Annotated in this window: 13 protein-coding genes; 3 read left to right on the forward strand and 10 right to left on the reverse strand. The window is 30.2% G+C overall.

The window, feature by feature from the left end:
• Nucleotides 1-851: 851 nt before the first annotated feature.
• The 3 genes from BUA99_RS12310 to BUA99_RS12320 are packed head-to-tail and all read right to left on the reverse strand — an operon-like array spanning nt 852 to nt 3,782.
• Entirely contained in the window at nt 852-1,877 is a 1,026-nt protein-coding gene (locus tag BUA99_RS12310) for an aminotransferase class I/II-fold pyridoxal phosphate-dependent enzyme (RefSeq protein ID WP_072992792.1), read from the reverse strand.
• A gap of 7 nt (nt 1,878-1,884) precedes the next feature.
• The gene (locus BUA99_RS12315; protein ID WP_072992794.1) at nt 1,885-2,895 is read right to left on the reverse strand and encodes a dipeptide epimerase; all 1,011 of its coding nucleotides are present in this window, start codon (nt 2,893-2,895) and stop codon (nt 1,885-1,887) included.
• A 53-nt stretch (nt 2,896-2,948) separates the two neighbouring features.
• Nucleotides 2,949-3,782 (reverse strand): alpha/beta hydrolase, encoded by an 834-nt coding sequence (locus BUA99_RS12320; RefSeq protein WP_084673546.1) that lies wholly within the window; start codon nt 3,780-3,782, stop codon nt 2,949-2,951.
• Nucleotides 3,783-4,609: 827 nt separating this feature from the next.
• Here BUA99_RS12320 and BUA99_RS12330 point away from each other — a divergent pair.
• Entirely contained in the window at nt 4,610-5,008 is a 399-nt protein-coding gene (locus BUA99_RS12330; RefSeq protein ID WP_072992797.1) for a DUF2452 domain-containing protein, read from the forward strand.
• 107 nt (nt 5,009-5,115) lie between these two features.
• Complete coding sequence (locus BUA99_RS12335; protein WP_072992800.1) at nt 5,116-5,769, forward strand: M15 family metallopeptidase; 654 nt, start codon at nt 5,116-5,118, stop codon at nt 5,767-5,769.
• Between the two features lie 15 nt (nt 5,770-5,784).
• On the opposite strand, the gene BUA99_RS12340 is transcribed toward BUA99_RS12335, so the two are convergent.
• The 7 genes from BUA99_RS12340 to tsaD form a co-directional block, all read right to left on the reverse strand.
• Nucleotides 5,785-6,351 (reverse strand): hypothetical protein, encoded by a 567-nt coding sequence (locus tag BUA99_RS12340; protein WP_072992803.1) that lies wholly within the window; start codon nt 6,349-6,351, stop codon nt 5,785-5,787.
• Nucleotides 6,352-6,355: 4 nt separating this feature from the next.
• Nucleotides 6,356-7,534 (reverse strand): THUMP-like domain-containing protein, encoded by a 1,179-nt coding sequence (locus BUA99_RS12345; protein WP_072992805.1) that lies wholly within the window; start codon nt 7,532-7,534, stop codon nt 6,356-6,358.
• Between the two features lie 2 nt (nt 7,535-7,536).
• Nucleotides 7,537-8,628, reverse strand: coding sequence for an AI-2E family transporter (locus tag BUA99_RS12350; protein WP_072992808.1), 1,092 nt, complete (start codon nt 8,626-8,628; stop codon nt 7,537-7,539).
• Between the two features lie 82 nt (nt 8,629-8,710).
• Entirely contained in the window at nt 8,711-9,655 is a 945-nt protein-coding gene (locus BUA99_RS12355) for a zinc metalloprotease (RefSeq protein WP_072992811.1), read from the reverse strand.
• 562 nt (nt 9,656-10,217) lie between these two features.
• Nucleotides 10,218-10,856, reverse strand: a complete 639-nt coding sequence (locus BUA99_RS12360; protein ID WP_072992814.1) for a DUF4159 domain-containing protein — start codon at nt 10,854-10,856, stop codon at nt 10,218-10,220.
• Between the two features lie 13 nt (nt 10,857-10,869).
• Nucleotides 10,870-11,577: a 16S rRNA (uracil(1498)-N(3))-methyltransferase gene (locus tag BUA99_RS12365; protein ID WP_072992817.1), complete on the reverse strand. Its 708-nt coding sequence runs from the start codon at nt 11,575-11,577 to the stop codon at nt 10,870-10,872.
• Nucleotides 11,578-11,580: 3 nt separating this feature from the next.
• A complete protein-coding gene (tsaD, locus tag BUA99_RS12370; RefSeq protein ID WP_072992819.1) occupies nt 11,581-12,603 on the reverse strand; it encodes a tRNA (adenosine(37)-N6)-threonylcarbamoyltransferase complex transferase subunit TsaD in 1,023 nt (340 codons plus the stop codon).
• Nucleotides 12,604-12,807: 204 nt separating this feature from the next.
• Here tsaD and BUA99_RS12375 point away from each other — a divergent pair, with 204 nt between their 5' ends.
• Nucleotides 12,808-17,241, forward strand: a complete 4,434-nt coding sequence (locus BUA99_RS12375; RefSeq protein ID WP_072992822.1) for a translocation/assembly module TamB domain-containing protein — start codon at nt 12,808-12,810, stop codon at nt 17,239-17,241.
• Nucleotides 17,242-17,538: the final 297 nt, after the last annotated feature.

Here is a 17,538-nt window from a genome sequence, read left to right on the forward strand (position 1 = left end):
CCTGATTACGTTTTTTTAAATCTATTTTTAGCAAGTGACTAATAACGATTTCTGCTTTGGTTCCTGCAACATTAGCCACTATAGAACCTTTCTTTTCTTATTAGTGACTACGGTATAAAGCTCTCTCATTGATAGGTCAACTTTGTCTATAGACAAGAAGTTTATCATGTTTTCAGGGAAAATTTGGCAGTCAGGGATTGGTACTTATTGTTCACGACTATTGAAGTTATTGAGATGTTTTTTGTATTGTTTTTATAGTTTTTTCTATTGACACCAAAGAATGAACCTATAGTATAACAGTCGTTTGCTTTAGTATCTATTAATTTTTTTAAAAAAGTGGTAAACTATTGAGTAGTGCGGGTTTCTTGTGCTGTAATATTCCAATCTCTTTGAATGATTTCTAGCAACTGTTTATCGGTCCAACGACTTCTTTTATTTTGGAGCTATGCAAATTTTCGTTCTGAGCGGGAAATTTTGAATGGTAATCTCATTTAAAATACCGTTAGAGATAAGTTGTCTAGTGTTATGTTCTTTTGGAGGAGTGTTTTTGCTTCAAAATACAAATACATTTTCTCTTGTTCGGTTTTGGTATTTACCAAATCAAAGTGTTCTATTATTAATTCAGGAAGTATAAGTGTTATGAGTTTTAGGTAATTTTACAAAACTTGTTGTTTTACCAGCTAAGTTATGTAATTTTCAATTTCTTCTCAATTTCTAGGATGGCTGTATTATTTACTAACATCATATTGAGAAGACCTGCTGATCTTTTCAAAATTTAATAAATCTTTTATTGAGATTAAAAACCTTATTTTAGAACAATATAATAAAGTACAATTAATCTTTACTTCTTATTAGATTTTATTCAAAACTTTAATTAAAATATCTAGATCTTTCTTTTTATGGTTAGCTGTGATTACGACACGATTTAATTCCTTATTATCTCGAAGATATTTAAAATTAGTTATGATGATTTTGCTTTTGTATAAAATTGAATTGATTCCTATTGCAACGGGATAAATAATAGGATAATTAGCTGCAAATTTAAATTTATCGCTCTTATTTAAATGCGTTCCAAGATAATCTAGATTAACGTGTAATTTCTTGTGTTGGTAAACAAAAATATCTGCCGCTTCGGCTAGTGTTTGCGCAAATGCAGGATTCATTCCTGCACTGGAGACAAAAGTATCTATATTTCTTATTTGATTTATAAATTCTACATCGCTTGCGATAACTCCTCCGGACAAACCCATTGCCTTACCTAACGAGGCAATCGTAATTTTTCTTTTAATGTTAGGAAAATCAATGCTTGAATAAAGTCCGCAACCATTTTCTCCTAAAATTCCTAATGAATGTGATTCATCAATAAGTAGCGTTACTTCTTTGGTTTTAGATATTTCATTTAAAATAGATAGCTCAACTGCTGTCGTGGAAAGCGATGGAACGGCATCCGTTAAAATTGTTATATTTTCATTAATTGAATCTGATAAACGAGGATTTAATTTTTTGTCAATGTAAAAGGGTAAACTGCCAGCTATTTTAATTGCAGCATGCGTGTCAGGAAAATGAAAAAAGCAATCTGTTTGTGGTTTTAGTACTTCTAGAACGATCTTTCCTGCTAACATTCCTGAAGAAACGGTGAGCGCTGATGTTGATTTAATATATTTAGCTAGAAACAGTTCGCCATTTTCATAAGCAGTTAGCTGTACGTTTGCATTTCTTGAACTTCCGTATGCGGTGCCCCAAACCAAAATATTTTTTATCAGCAATTGTTGAAATTTGGGATTTGTTGGCAAACCAAGATAAGCAGTGCCACCAAAATATAAATAATCTTCATCCTTAACGCGAATCGCTCGACCTGGAAATTGCTTTACTTTCATTTTAAGACTAAATTAGCGTCACGCCGGTTCCGTGCAATTCAGAATATGATATTTTACCATAATCTATAGTTACCCCAGTTGCAATGTCTTTAGCCAAAAGTAATGCTCCATCCATATCCACATAATCAAGAAGTGGGAGTAATTGCGCAATTGCCGATATTCCTACGGTTGATTCAGTCATACATCCCACCATAGTTTTTAAACCCAGTTTCTTTGCCTCTTGAAGCATTCTTCTACCCGGAGTTAATCCGCCGCACTTTACTAATTTTACATTTACACCGTGAAAGTGATTCAAACATTTAGATACATCTTCTTCGATGATGCAACTTTCATCTGCTATGATTGGGAGAGCAGAATGTTTAAAAACTTCTTTATGTCCTTCCCAATTATCTGCTTTTAGAGGTTGTTCGAGGAATTCTACTCCCAATTTTTTTAATTTTATGGCATTACTTATTGTTTCATCAACGGTCCAACCACAATTAGCATCAATTCTAAAAATCGCATTGGTGTGTTTTCTGAGTTCAGTTACAATTGCAATATCCTCTTTTGTTCCTAATTTTATTTTATATATGGGCCATGGTAATTCTTGCATTTTAGTTACCATTTTTTCTATGGATGCAATACCGATTGTGTAATCAGTCATTGGATTTTTATCGATTGAATAATTCCATAACTCATATAGTTTTTTACCTTTTTGACGTGCATATAAATCATTATAAGCCATGTCCAAAGCACATAAAGCAAACATATCATGCTCTAAATGAGGATGTAATTTTGTATAAAAATCTGCAGGAGTGATATCGTTAATTGCCTCTATTATATATCGAATCTTTTCTAAATCCTTCATCATTATAGCAACGGTGGTCTTATAATACGGATTTGAGGTTGCTTCGCCAAAACCTGAAAAGTGATCATTTTTTAATTCGACAATAAGAGATGGTTGAAAGTCTATTGATTCCCTTGAAATTGTAAATGTATGCTTTAATTTAAGGTTGTATTCTTTTAGTATTAGTTCCATAATATTACTATTTTAATTCTAAAAAATTTTTAATTTCTGCAGGTTTAAATATTTTAATAGCCAAGCCAAAGTAAAGCATCTACAAAACTATCGCGCCAGAGCTTTTCATTGTGTTGTCCACCTTTTACGATTTTCTTTCTATTTAAATTCAAACAATAACACCTATTACTGTTAAGTAATAGTTCCATTTTATTTAAATCAGCAACCATATCTTCACTTTCATTATCGCCACAAAGGAAGTAGATTTTTGCTTTTATTTTTGAAGATTTTTTGGTTGCGTCGTAAATTTCTTTATTGATCCAAAAAGATGGAGAAAAAACGGCAGCTTTACCAAAAACTGTTGGAAATTTTAGAACAGCATAGTATGAAGTCAGGCCTCCAAGAGAACTTCCCATAATAATCGTATTTTTACTCTTAGGTTTTGTTCGATAGGTTTTATCAATATAGGGCTTTAAAGTTTTAACAACAAAATTTAAATAATCATCTGCTTTTCCACCTCCGTATTTTTCATTTTTAAAAGGGGTTAATTCATCAATTCGCTTATCATTTCCGTGTTCTGTCCCCACTACGATTATGGGAGCGCTTAGACTATCTAACTTTTCATCTATATTCCATTCTCCACCATAGGACGTAGTAGCATCAAATAAATTTTGAGCATCATGCATATAAATCACATCATATTTTGTTTTCGATAAATCATAATTATTAGGTAAATAAATCCAAATCTTTTTTTTTATTTGTAGTTCAGGTGCATCAATTATGAAAGTAGAGACATTTTTTGATACTGTGTTACTTTTTACAATTTTAGTTTTTAAATCTGTATTTTGAGCATCACTAATTACACTTATTAAAAGCAGAAATAAAAACAGTAGCTTGCGATGAATCATACTTTAAATTTTGTGTTTGAATTTTGAAAACAATATTTTAGCTAAAAATAATAATTAGATGAACACATTTGAAGAAAAAAAGAGTTTACTTTTATAAATGATTACTTTTTGTCCTGTGGATGGTCATTTACACAAAAATGAATATCAATTTTTAAAAATTGTCGCTTAGGAAATTAGTTTTGATACAGTAATTTTACAAGATCTTTTTCATCAAGAGACAAATATTTTGCCTGTCTAATCAGAATTTCAGAGAATACATCAATTTTATAGATTAGTGCTTCTTATGCATTGCGATGGTATTATACATAGTAATGAAGCCATCGCAATCCAAAATATTGCTTTACAAATTGGATTTAATCTTAATGCTACAAAACGCGTCTTGAAATTAATGGAAAATCAAAAAACGCAATAATCGATCCACCTATACTCCTGAGAATTTTTCAGGAACAGCATAATTAGATTTTAAAGATCTAGATAAAGATATTCTTTTTTCGCCCATTGAAAATTTTTGATATCAGTTTTTACGTTCAGAAAACATCGAGTTGTAAATGGAAATCAAATCAAAAACTTAAATGGGATTTTAGTTTTAAATATAACTAATTAAGATTAGTATCATTAATGAAATGACATAAAAAATAGTTTTGTTTATCATTAAATAAATAACGTTAAACAAAAAATATAATTTATATTTGTAAAAAGTTTAAGAGACTAAAATTTTTTAAGTGTAACAATAGATAACGTAAATTAGATCACATAAATAGTCGAATATCACTATTCTAGAGTAAGATAAAAATTTGACATAAAATAATTGTTAATAATAAAGTTTAATGAAAGATAAAAAGCCCGATAACATAGTTTATTCCGAAAAACAAGGTTACAATGCCAATATTTTACCATATGCGACTAGTGTTGGTGCGCCTGCAATTCGTGTAGATGACTTAGTTTCATGGAAAAGCAGAGGCATTACAAATGTCAATAAGCAGTTTGCAAGTAAGTTTGACGAACTTAAATCACAATATGAAAGCTTATTAGAAGAATTTGAGTGGAACGAGTTAGTTTACAGTTCTAAATTTTCTTTCGAGCCTGTTATTGGTGAAATTTATCATTTATATCGTAGTGCTGATGGATTTAATTTTTTGTCGTTAATTGGACCAAATGAATGGAATAAGGAACACATTGGTACCTTTAAATTAAACAGTGAAAAAAAATGGATTCATTTAAGTTAGTTTTTTCATGATTGTGCTCTATAAAAAAAATAATAACAAAAAATTTATTCTTGTTTTTTATCGAGATTATTTCTAAAAGTCTATTTTTAAGTAAAATTTAGATTTTTATGAATAATTCTATAAAAACTGTACTTGTCGCTTCTTTTCTTTTATGTCTGATTTCTTGTAAATCTCAATCTGTAGAAAGTAAAAAAAATGTTCAACCTCTTATTACTGATACTACTTTTGTAAATTTAAAGGAATACAGTCAAGACTTCGTCTATGACATGAAGTATGCAACAGATAATAATTTTTTGAAAACCCAAGTATATGATTGTGCTGAATGTTACTTGAGGTTAAAAACAGCGAATGCTTTAATTGACGCAAATAAAAAATTTCAAAAAAAAGGCTATCAAATTAAAATATTTGATTGTTATCGTCCCTTAGATATTCAAAAAAAAATGTGGGCTATTGTTTCAAATCCGGAATATGTTGCAAATCCAGCTAAAGGTTCCATACACAATCGAGGCGGAGCTGTAGATATAACACTTGTTGATGGTAAAGGCAATGAAATTGAAATGGGAACTTCTTTCGACTTTTTTGGTAAGGAGGCTGGTCATAACTATACAAACCTATCTACCAAAATTAAACGAAATAGAAAATTATTAAAATCAGTTATGATCAGTAGCGGATTTAATCCATTCAATTCAGAATGGTGGCACTACAACTTAAAATCAGCGCTGAGCGATCCGCTTTCTAATGTTAAATGGGATTGTAATTAGCCTTTATTACAAGAGTTATTCAATACATTTTAGATTGTCCATAAAATAAGTTTCTGGATAATAGATCGTTTGGTCTAACTCTGATTTAAGTTCTTTTGGGAGGACATAATCCTCAATGCTAGTTAAATATTTAATACGCATTAATGAAACAGTAGATCGTTTAAGCTCTTCCATGCTTCCCTTCATGAAGAAAAAAGTTCCTGAATTTATTCTGTTGTCAAATCCTTTATCATCGCGAATCATGGTTCCACAGTTTTCTTGATCTGTGTGTAGTAAAGTAATTATTTTACCATTTGATAATTGTAGAAAAATTTTGGAATCCTTATCAAAGCAATTAGCGGTAATAAAATCTTTACTTTTAGATAGCGTTTGTACATTTAGCGTTGGCGTTCCATCAGTTAGAGCTAATGAATAAAAAATATAACTAGAGCTTCCGCCAAAATGCTTTTCGTTTATAATATAATCTTTGGTCGATTTATACGTACCAATCGAATCAGTTACATTAGTGCTATAATCACAAGGTTTTTGCGCAACAAGATTTAAAGTGAAAACGAATAGTGCTAAATTAAGTAGGTGTTTCATTTTTTTATATTTTTGTACAAATTAAAACTATTTTATTATCATTCATATCAGTTGTAAAAAAACAATATAAATTCCCGCCATCTTTTATTTTCCATTTTTTTCTAATACTTTCTACTGAATCAGGAAAATTACGTGTTGTAACATTAGCTTGTTTCCCTTCAAGTATTTTTTTCATTTCTGTTTTATTGTATAAAAATGAATTGAGTATCTCAAATATTCTTCCTGGGAAATAAATTAGATTTTCGCTCGTATACAAGTGGGAATGTTTATGTAACTTATTGATGTTGTAATATGCTCCAACTTGGTCAAATCCACCCGATTTCATAATAGCACTGTTAGGTTCGTACAAATACTTTTCTGGAAGCGAGAGTCTTGAATATAAAGCTGTGTTATCAAAGTAAAAGTCAAATTCTTCTAGTTGGTCTCTTGTTATATTTATAGTTTTTAATAGCGGAGCTCCGGTAAACGAGGAATCTAATTCCCATAATAATTCCTTTACTTCATTGTCAATAGCGATAATATGAATTGCTTTTACATTTTTTAATTCCAATAATCCAGCGGAAATATCTAGAATTGGCGCGGTTTTTATTAAGAGTAAGTTGGAATACTGGAAGTATAGGTCTAAATTTTCTGGAACATTAGGCAAACAATCTTTTAGTAAAAAAACTTTTCTCTTAGCCTCACTGCGGCGAGAGGGGTCGATGTATATCCAGTCCCATTGTTTATTTAATTTTTTTAAAGTTACTAAACTATCACCAGCATAACATGAAATATTCTCAGCAGATAACTGCGTAAAATTATGCTGGACAATGGCCGATAATTTATTGCTTATTTCACAGTGAAAGACAGTTTTTACTTTTTTACTAAAATAATAATCATCGATACCAAAACCTCCCGTTAAATCAATTAAGTTATCTCCAGAAACAATTGATGCTTTGTATAAGGCAGTTTTTTCGGATGATGTTTGCTCTATTGAAATTTTTGCAGGGTAGATTATATTTTCAGTCGAATACCAAAGCGGAAGTTTACTTTTAGCTTTTGTTTTAGCTTCAATTTGGGTTAAAATACTAATCCATTCAACAGCTGGAAAAGGGTTTTTTTGTAGTGCTAATTTGGAAATACTTCCACCTACATTTTCACTGATGAATGCTTGAATTTCCTTACTTAGAATCAGTGGATCCAAAATTAAATGTCTTTAGTTAATAGTCGAATTATTTGATTATTAGGAAAAAATTCTTTTCCAATTACTTTAATTATAGTATATAATGGAACGGCGATAATCATTCCTAATATTCCAAAAAGAAATCCTGCGATTAAAATCACTAAAAAAATTTCTAATGGATGAGAACTTACACTTTTAGAAAAAATGATGGGTTGTGATAGATTGTTATCAATAAGCTGAACGATCCAAAATCCAATTAAAACATAAATTGTTGTTGGTAAAATTTCAGATTGAAAATCGCTGCCCAAATTACTCAACATCGTTAGTATGGCTGCTAAAAACGATGCAATCAAAGGTCCGATGTAAGGAATGATATTTAAAACAGCACAGAGAAAAGCTATTATAAGCGCATTAGGAATTCCAAAAATAAACAAGACGATAAGGTAAAGTAAAAAAACAATAAACAATTGAAGTAAAAGTCCTATAAAATAGCGAGATAGTAAATGATTTGTTTTTTCTAAGGAATTCAATATTTGATCTTCATGACTGTTTGGAATTAACTTTCTTGCTCCTAACATAAATATTTTTCGATCTTTTAAAAAGAAAAAAGTAATAAACAAAACAGATCCTAATCCCATTCCAAAACTACTTATAGTTCCTAAAAGGGCATTTAAAAAATTTGGAATAAAATTAAAATTTAATTTTGACGTGATATTTGATTGTTCTAAAACTTGGGCAGAGTCAATGTGATGACCCTCTAAAAAAATCGTTATTTGTTTAATTAGCTGAACTATATTACTCTCAATAGCTGTGGTGTTTAATAATGATAAATTCTCTCCTTGTGATAAAATTAACGGAACAACCAACATGATAAAACCGAAAATAATTAAAACAAAAAAGAATAAAACTGCGATTGTAGCAAAAACATGATTGAATTTTAATCTTCTTTTAAAGAAATCTAAAAGTGGATGTCCTATTAATGTTAAAATTAAAGATACAACTAGGTAAATTAAAACAGATTGAATTTTATAAAAAAAAAGTAGCGCTATACCAATAACTACAATTGTTAGTAATGCTCTCAGAATACCGTTTGATATTATTTTTGAAGTGATCATGTTTTTATTTTAATTTGTAAATATAAAAAAACTCGCTAATAAGTAGCGAGTTTTTAGTTCTAAAAAAGTATTGTGTTTAAGATTAGCGTCCGAAACTAGCTCTTGCTCCACCTGACACAAATAAAGCAGCCATTCTGGATTTTTGACCATTTGAAAACATGTACATTCCTCGATCATCAGTGTAATCCATATAATTCATTGTCATTTCTACTGGGTTTCCAGAACATAAACTTTGACTTGGATAAGCAGGTACTCCGTAATTTGGTTCATTATGAGTTGGGGTATCAGATACTAAGTCGCTTCCACAATTTGCATCGCCCCATATATGGCGTAAATTCATCCAGTGACCCACTTCATGGGTTGCAGTTCGACCTAAGTTAAAAGGTGCTGCTACTGATCCGGTAGTTCCAAAAGCATTATTGTCTATGACAACACCATCAGTAGATGATGCACCGCCCGGAAATTGTGCATAACCTAAAATACCACCACCTAAATTACAAGCCCACATATTAAGAACTGTTGTAGCACTAGTAGGAGCAATTCCTGTAGCTGATTTTTTCATTGCATCATTTGTAGTCCAAGATTGTACTGTCGTTGCTCTTCTTACAACGTTTTGTAATACAAATGAAATACCGACATTAGCTTTTACTGATGAAAATAATTCAGGTACTGATGAAAAATCAGTATTTTGTGCATTAAAATCTCTATTTAAAACATCAATTTGAGACTGAATTTGCGCTAATGATATGTTTTCGCTTGCAGTTCTATAAAGAACATTGACAACAACTGGAATTTGTACTTTACCATTAACTAAACGCCCCGATTTCATGGCTTTATTTGTAAAATTTTCAATATTATTCATTGTTAAGGCTAATTTGGGATCAGCTTTCATTTGAGCTTCTAATACATCACTTGATGCACAGCCGCGCTTTAATACAGAATTTGTTTCTGTATCAGATTGAATTGTGTCATTTTGACAAGAGAATAATAACATAACTGCTGCTGCTGATAAAAAAATTTTCTTCATAATAAAATGTTATAAATTAATAGATTTGGGTTAATTATTAACAATTTTATAACATTTTCTATAATAATCAATACTAATAATTTTTTTTATTTTTAATTTTTGAAAAAAACAGTGTTACATGACTTCTAGTAATAAATTATTTTTTTTAAGTGAAAAAAATCTTATAGAAATTTATTTATTTTGTTTTATTTCAAGATTTTATTAAAATGCCGATAGTCTATTTATCTGCGAGATATTATCTTTAATCTAAACACTTGTATTATCAAGAAAGACTAATTTATAGTTAATAGTATACACACAAATTGTTAGCACAATCTATTATAATAATAGATTTTTTTACAATCTTGATTAATCATCAACTCTAAGACTAGAAAGTTGTATTACAAAGGAAGTAACTGTTCAAAAAATATTTGTGAATGGCAGTTGCTAAATTTGAAATATTCAATAGTTAGATCAGATCTACTATATTTATGTTTACCTCTAATTTTAAAACATTTACAAATAAGATGTTATTAAAAAATTACATGTAGAGTAAACAATATAATTAGTGAAGGAAATTTATTTAATTGTTAAAAATGTAACTAATGATATTTGCACCCATTTTCAAAGCTTTATCGCGTACTTCTTTTGGATCATTATTTACTTCAGCATCTTCCCAACCATCTCCTAGATCGCACTCATAAGTGTATAGTAATACTAATTTATTTTCTAAGAATATCCCAAATGCTTGTGGACGTTTGCCATCATGCTCGTGAATTTTTGGTAATCCGTTCGGAAATGCATTTGGCTTTTGGAAAATTACGTGTGAAGCTGGAATTTCAAGTAAATTATTGTTTGGAAAAATTTTTTTAATTTCTTTTCGAATATATTCGTTCATCCCGTAATTATCATCAATATGCAGAAATCCTCCAGCCCGAAGATAATTTTGTAAATTGCTTATATCAGCAGCGTTAAAAACTACGTTTCCGTGACCTGTCATGTGTGCAAATGGGTAGGAAAGTAAATCAGGACTGCTCGGTTCCACGGTTGCAGGTTTGGAATTTATACGAGTATTAATTGTTGCGTTGCAATATTTTATCAAGTTGGGTAACGAGGTTGGATTCGCATACCAATCACCGCCGCCGCTGTATTTTAATAACGCTATTTCCTGTGAAAATGAAGTTATTGAAAATAATAGCAGGAGATAAAATATATTTTTCATATCTTAAATATTTTTAAAGTTCATTAATAAAAACAACACTGTGACAAGCAACAATTGCCGCAGTTTCAGTTCGTAATCTTGTTTTACCCAAGGTAATAGGAATAAATTTATAAGCTAGTGCTAAAGCGATTTCTTTTTGAGAAAAGTCTCCTTCAGGTCCTATCATTATGGTTAAATTTTGATTCGGTTTTAAAATTGACTTTAAAGTTTTCTTGTCAGTTTCTTCGCAATGTGCAATTAATTTTACATTATCGTTGACAATATTAATAAATTCTTTAAAAGTAATAGCGGGATTTAGTTTTGGGAGAAACATTTGATTAGATTGTTTCATAGCAGCCAAAACAATTTTGTCAAAACGATCGTTGTTAATTATTTTTCTTTCAGAATGATCACATATAATTGGTGTTATTTCTTGGACGCCTATTTCTATTGCTTTTTCTAAAAACCATTCGTAACGATCATTCATTTTTGTAGGTGCAACAGCAAGATGCAATCTAAATTTTGAAGGAATTGCTTTCTCAAATGAAAGTATTTTAACAGCGCATTTGCTGTCGGAAGCCAGCGTAATCTCTGTTTTAAATAAAAATCCGAGACCATTTGTAACATATAAAATATCAGAATCTTTTTTTCGCAAAACCTTAATGATATGTTTACTTTCTTCTTTGTCAAAAGTAAAATTTTCAGTTGTTTCTTTAATATGGGGATTGTAAAATAATTGCATAATTTATAGTTGTATTCTTGCTCTAGAAACCACAGCTGAAGTTTCAAATGTTCGTGTTAAAAATTTTTGATAGCCCACAATTCCTATCATTGCGGCATTATCGGTAGTGTATTCAAATTTTGGAATAAAAGTCTTCCATCCATATCTATTTTCTGCTGTTTTTAGTGTATTTCGTATTCCTGAATTAGCAGAAACACCGCCACCAATGGCAATTTGCGTAATTCCAGTTTCCTTAACGGCTAACTTTAATTTGTCCATCAAAATTTCAATTATAGTGTACTGTATGGAAGCACAAATGTCATTTAGGTTTTCATCTACAAACGCGGGATTTTCTAATTTTTTCTTTTGAATAAAATATAAAATTGCTGTCTTTAATCCTGAAAAACTAAAATTTAATCCAGGAACTTTTGGTTTTGTAAATGTAAAAGCTTTTGGGTTTCCTAATTGTGCATATTTATCAATTAGTGGTCCACCAGGATAAGGCAGTCCTAAAATTTTTGCGCTTTTGTCGAAAGCTTCACCAACTGCGTCATCGGTAGTTTCACCAATTACAGTCATATCAAAAAAATCAGTTACTTTAATAATTTGCGTGTGTCCGCCACTGATAGTCAATGCTAAAAAAGGGAAAGTTGGTTTTTCATAACCATCTTCGGTAATAAAATGCGCTAAAACATGAGCCTGCATATGATTGACCGCGATGAGTGGAATTCCAAGTGCTAATGCCAATGATTTAGCAAACGAACTTCCTACCAAAAGTGATCCCATCAATCCAGGACCTTGCGTAAAGGCTATTGCTGATAATTGCTGTTTTTTTATGTTAGCATTTTTGAGTGCGGCCGCAACTACGGGAACAATATTTTGCTGGTGTGCACGCGATGCAAGTTCTGGAACAACGCCGCCATATTGTGTATGAATTAGCTGGTTTGCCACAACATTTGATAGTACTTTATCGTTTTGTAAAACCGCCGCTGCGGTATCATCACAAGAACTTTCAATAGCAAGAATAAAAACCTCAGGATTTTGCATAAAAAGGCACTAATTTTGAATTACTTTTGACAGGTCTTAATTTTATAAAAGTTTATCCTTGCCAAAGGGCAAAATTAGAGAATTTTTATCAAAGGCTTTCTGTTTCAGTAGGCAAAATGAAACATTAGAAAATTTAAATAAAAAAAAGGTATCAAAAAATTTATTAAAATAGTATTTCGTTCCTTCATTGGCATTATTTTGCTTTTGTTAGTTCTTGCTATCGCACTTACTTTACCTATTGTTCAAACTAAAATTGCTCAATATTTTACAAATAGTATTAATAAAGATTTTGGTACAAACATTAAAATTGAAGGTGTAGCAATATCTGTATTTGGGGGAGTTAAGTTTAAAAACGTGCTTATTAGAGACCATAAAAAGGATACGTTAATATACTCGCAACGAATAGCAACCACGATATTAGAGGGAAAAAAATTATTAGATGGAGATTTAATTTTTGATGGATTGGATTTACATGGACTTCTTTTTAATTTGAAAACGTATAAAAACGAGAAAGTAAGTAATTTAGATAAATTCATTAATGCTTTTGAAACTGGTAAACCTTCAACACGTAAGTTTTTGCTTAAAGCAAATAAATTACAAATTCACAATGGTCACTTTATTTTAACGGATGAGAATCGTGCTAATCCCAAAGAGGTCGATTTTACTAAAATAAACGCCTCAGTTACTGATTTTTTAATTTATGGTCCTGATGTAACTACTAAAATTAACAAGATGTCATTTCAAGATTTTAGAGGTCTTTATGTGAAAAATCTCAGTTCTAAATTTTCTTATTCAAAAAAAAGTATCAAACTTCAAAGTTTAGATTTATTAACTAAAGAGTCAGTTTTAAATGGAGATGTAGTGCTTAGCTACAAGATTGAGGATTTTGCTAATTTCAATGATAAAGTGCGCTTTGATATTAAATTAAAAACTTCGTCAATAGCTTCAAATGATATTAGGAACTTTTACAAAGAAATAGGGAAAAACCAAAATTTCAATCTAAAATCCATTATTACTGGAACTTTAAATAACCTAAAATTTAGAAATTTAAAGTTAATTGATGATCGTAAAACACAAATAATAGGAGATATAAGTTTTAAAAATTTATTTGCTAAAAATGGACAACAGTTTTCTATGTATGCTAAATTCGGTAAACTAACTTCTACCTACGACGATTTAGTAGTAATTTTGCCTAATATTTTAGGAAATAAACTACCAACGGCATTAAAAAAATTAGGAAGATTTAATGCTTCTGGTATAGCGAGCGTCTCAACTAAATCCGTCGAAGCCGATATCTCAATAGCGACAGCATTAGGAAAGGTAGTTTCCAATTTAGCCATTCAGAATATTGACAATATAGATAAAGCTTCTTATATAGGAAAAGTGGTTCTAGAAAATTTTGATATAGGTACATTATTAGAGCAAAATGATTTGGGCATGGTAACTTTAAATATGGATGTTGATGGGAAAGGATTTAAACAAAAATATTTAGATACGGCTATCAAAGGTGACATTACAAGCATTGATTTTAAAAAATATACATACACAAATATAGTTGTTGATGGGACATTAAAAAGTCCAAAATATACAGGTCAAATATCTGTGGATGACCCAAATTTAACTATGAAATTTAACGGTTTACTAGATTTAAGTAATAAAGATAGCCGTTATGATTTTCATATTGATGTTGAAAATGCTGATTTAAGTAAACTAAAATTAGTAAAAGATTCGGTTTCTATTTTTAAGGGTGACGTTGTGGTTCAAGCATCAGGAAATAACATAGAGAATTTTCAAGGTAATGTTTTTATAAATCGAACCTCGTATCAAAATGCTAAAGACACCTATAACTTTGATGACTTTACAATAAATTCTGTTTTTAACCAAGATCGAGTTCGCACTATTACAGTAAACTCTCCTGATATTGTACAAGGAGAAATAATAGGTAAGTATGAGTTCAATCAACTCGAAAACTTAGTAAAAAATTCGCTGGGCAGTTTGTATACAAATTTTAAAGCGCACAAAGTTAAAAAAGGACAATTTTTAAAATTTAATTTTTCAGTATATAATAAAATTATAGAAATATTTTTTCCTGAAATTTCGATTGCTCCAAATACAGTTGTCAAAGGCAATATGAGTTCAGATAACCAAGAATTTAAACTCAATTTCAATTCGCCTCAAATTATTGCATCGGCAAATACTTTTGACAATATTAAAGTTTCAATAGATAATAAAAATCCATTGTACAACGCATACATTGAACTAGATAGTATAAAAACTAAATATTATAAAATACGTGATTTTAGTTTGATCAACGTGACTATGAAAGACACTTTGTATTTTAGATCGGAGTTTAAAGGAGGCGATAACGCTGAGGATTATTATAATCTCAATTTATATCATACCATAAATAAAGATAATAATAATGTGGTAGGAATAAGTAAATCAGAACTAAAGTTTAAAGATTATCTATGGTTTTTAAATGAAGATGAAGAGCCGGATAACCAAATTGTTTTTGATAAATCCTTTAACAACTTTAGTATCGATAATATAATATTGTCGCATGAAAATCAAGCCATTTCTTTAGCTGGTACTTTTAAAGGATCTGATTATAAAGATTTAAAATTAGATTTTAAAGATGTCGATTTAAACCAAATTACGCCGATAAACAAAAAGTTTGTATTTGACGGAAATATAAATGGTGGAGTTAGCTTTAAGCAAGATAAAGATGTTTATCAGCCAACTGCTTCAATTGTGGTTGATAATTTGAGTATTAATAAAACTGAATTAGGTGTGCTAGGTTTTGACATTGAAGGCGATCAAAACCTACAAAAATTTACAATCAATTCTAATTTAGAAAATAAAGATGTCGAATCCTTCAACGCATCTGGTAATTTTGAAATAGTAAATAAGGAAACGATTTTAGATCTAAGTGTGAAATTTGATGGCTTTAATGTTGCGACGCTAAACTCCCTGGGAGGTGATGTTTTATCAAATATTAGAGGTTCTATTTCTGGAAATGCTATTGTTGAAGGGAATGTTAAAAAACCAAATATAAACGGTCGTTTATTTCTTGATAATGCAGGAATTACAATACCGTATCTAAATGTTGATTATGGATTAAGTGATAACACAATCATTGATCTTACTGATGAGCGATTTCTTTTTAGAAATAATACTTTAACTGACACAAAATATAAAACCAAAGGAAATCTAAACGGTTTTATTGAACACAATAATTTTGCAGACTGGAAATTAGATTTACAAATAAGTTCGAAAAGATTACTGGCATTGGATACCAAAGATAAAGAGGATGCAGCTTATTATGGTACAGCTTTTATTGATGGTATAGCTACTATTAAAGGACCAACAAACGCTCTTTTTATAAAAGTTGCTGCTAAATCAGAAAAAGGGACAGAAGTTAAAATACCTATAAACAATGCTGAAAGTGTTAGCGATAACATATTTCTACATTTTGTCACAGAGAAAGAAAAATACAATCTCGCAAATGGTATTGTAGACAACACTAGAAATTACAATGGACTCGAATTAGAATTTGATTTTGATATAACGCCAGACGCTGAAGTAGAAGTTATTTTAGATCGAAATACAGGACATGGAATGAAAGGAAAAGGATTTGGATCTTTACTATTTAAAATTAATACGTTAGGAAAATTCAACATGTGGGGCGATTTCCAAGCTTATGAAGGAACTTATAATTTTAAATATGGAGGTTTAATTGATAAGAAATTTGAAGTGAAAAAAGGTGGCTCAATTACTTGGGAAGGGAATCCAATGAAAGCTTTATTAAACTTAGAAGCGGTATATAAAACCTCGGCAAATCCAGCAGTATTATTGCAAAATTCATCTTTTAACACTAAAGTTCCAGTGGAAGTAATTATCGGAGTTCGTGGTGATTTAACGAGCCCTGAACCTGATTTTAATATCGAATTCCCTACGGTTAGCTCTGTTTTAAAATCAGAGATTCAGTATAAATTAAATGATAAAGATATTAGACAAACACAAGCATTGTATCTACTTTCATCCGGAGGATTTTTAAGTGCAGAGGGTATAAGTCAATCTGATTTATCAGGAAGTTTATTTGAAACTGCATCCAGTATTTTAGGTGGAATTATTCAAACCGATGATGATAAATTTAAAGTTGGCTTAAATTTTATTGGAGCTGATAGAAGAATTGGTAGAGAAACAGATGGTCGATTTGTTGCTACTATATCGTCAAAAATAAACGATCGAGTTACTATTAATGGAAAATTAGGAGTACCGTTTGGGGGAATAAATGAATCAGCTATTGTAGGAGACGTAGAAGTGCTTTTCCGAGTAAACGAAGATGGGACTCTTAATTTAAGACTCTTTAATAAAGAAAATGACATTAATTACGTTGGTCAAGGAATAGGTTATACTCAAGGCTTAGGAGTTTCTTATGAAGTTGATTTTGATACTTTTAAGGAATTTGTTAATAAAATATTCAAAAATTTGAAGTTTGACAAAGTTTCTACAGCAACCGCAGAAGATCAAGATTCTAACTTATCTCCGGAATATATAAAATTCCAAAGATCTAAAAAACCAGCCACTGAAAAAGTTAAAACTAATCAAGAAGGTTTAATCCCTGAGGAATACTAAGTTACTTTTATTTTACCCGTTGGGTATAATTATTCAAAAGGTCAGTTTTAGTGTTTTAGGTGGAGTAAAACGGAGTAAAAAATGTATCGAGAACCGTTTTTAATGAAATTTTTCTTGTTCTTGATACATTTTTCTATCGAAAAACACGCGAACTGACGAAAAATCACCATCAAAAACTAATTATACCCAACGGGTTTTTATTTTATATACGTATACTTTTTAAATAGTGTTGCTTAACAAAACATAACGCTATTGTCGTTATCAATTTGCTAAACTGATAATATTATTCTGTTAGGG

This window comes from Flavobacterium segetis, assembly GCF_900129575.1.
Classification (GTDB): Bacteria; Bacteroidota; Bacteroidia; order Flavobacteriales; family Flavobacteriaceae; genus Flavobacterium; species Flavobacterium segetis.

What these genes read in the sequence shown, in the direction of transcription:
- BUA99_RS12310 (WP_072992792.1), bottom strand. Translation starts at nt 1,877, where the DNA reads ATGAAAGTAAAGCAATTTCCAGGTCGAGCGATTCGCGTTAAGGATGAA.
- BUA99_RS12315 (WP_072992794.1), bottom strand. Translation starts at nt 2,895, where the DNA reads ATGGAACTAATACTAAAAGAATACAACCTTAAATTAAAGCATACATTT.
- BUA99_RS12320 (WP_084673546.1), bottom strand. Translation starts at nt 3,782, where the DNA reads ATGATTCATCGCAAGCTACTGTTTTTATTTCTGCTTTTAATAAGTGTA.
- BUA99_RS12330 (WP_072992797.1), top strand. Translation starts at nt 4,610, where the DNA reads ATGAAAGATAAAAAGCCCGATAACATAGTTTATTCCGAAAAACAAGGT.
- BUA99_RS12335 (WP_072992800.1), top strand. Translation starts at nt 5,116, where the DNA reads ATGAATAATTCTATAAAAACTGTACTTGTCGCTTCTTTTCTTTTATGT.
- BUA99_RS12340 (WP_072992803.1), bottom strand. Translation starts at nt 6,351, where the DNA reads ATGAAACACCTACTTAATTTAGCACTATTCGTTTTCACTTTAAATCTT.
- BUA99_RS12350 (WP_072992808.1), bottom strand. Translation starts at nt 8,628, where the DNA reads ATGATCACTTCAAAAATAATATCAAACGGTATTCTGAGAGCATTACTA.
- BUA99_RS12355 (WP_072992811.1), bottom strand. Translation starts at nt 9,655, where the DNA reads ATGAAGAAAATTTTTTTATCAGCAGCAGCAGTTATGTTATTATTCTCT.
- BUA99_RS12360 (WP_072992814.1), bottom strand. Translation starts at nt 10,856, where the DNA reads ATGAAAAATATATTTTATCTCCTGCTATTATTTTCAATAACTTCATTT.
- BUA99_RS12365 (WP_072992817.1), bottom strand. Translation starts at nt 11,577, where the DNA reads ATGCAATTATTTTACAATCCCCATATTAAAGAAACAACTGAAAATTTT.
- tsaD (WP_072992819.1), bottom strand. Translation starts at nt 12,603, where the DNA reads ATGCAAAATCCTGAGGTTTTTATTCTTGCTATTGAAAGTTCTTGTGAT.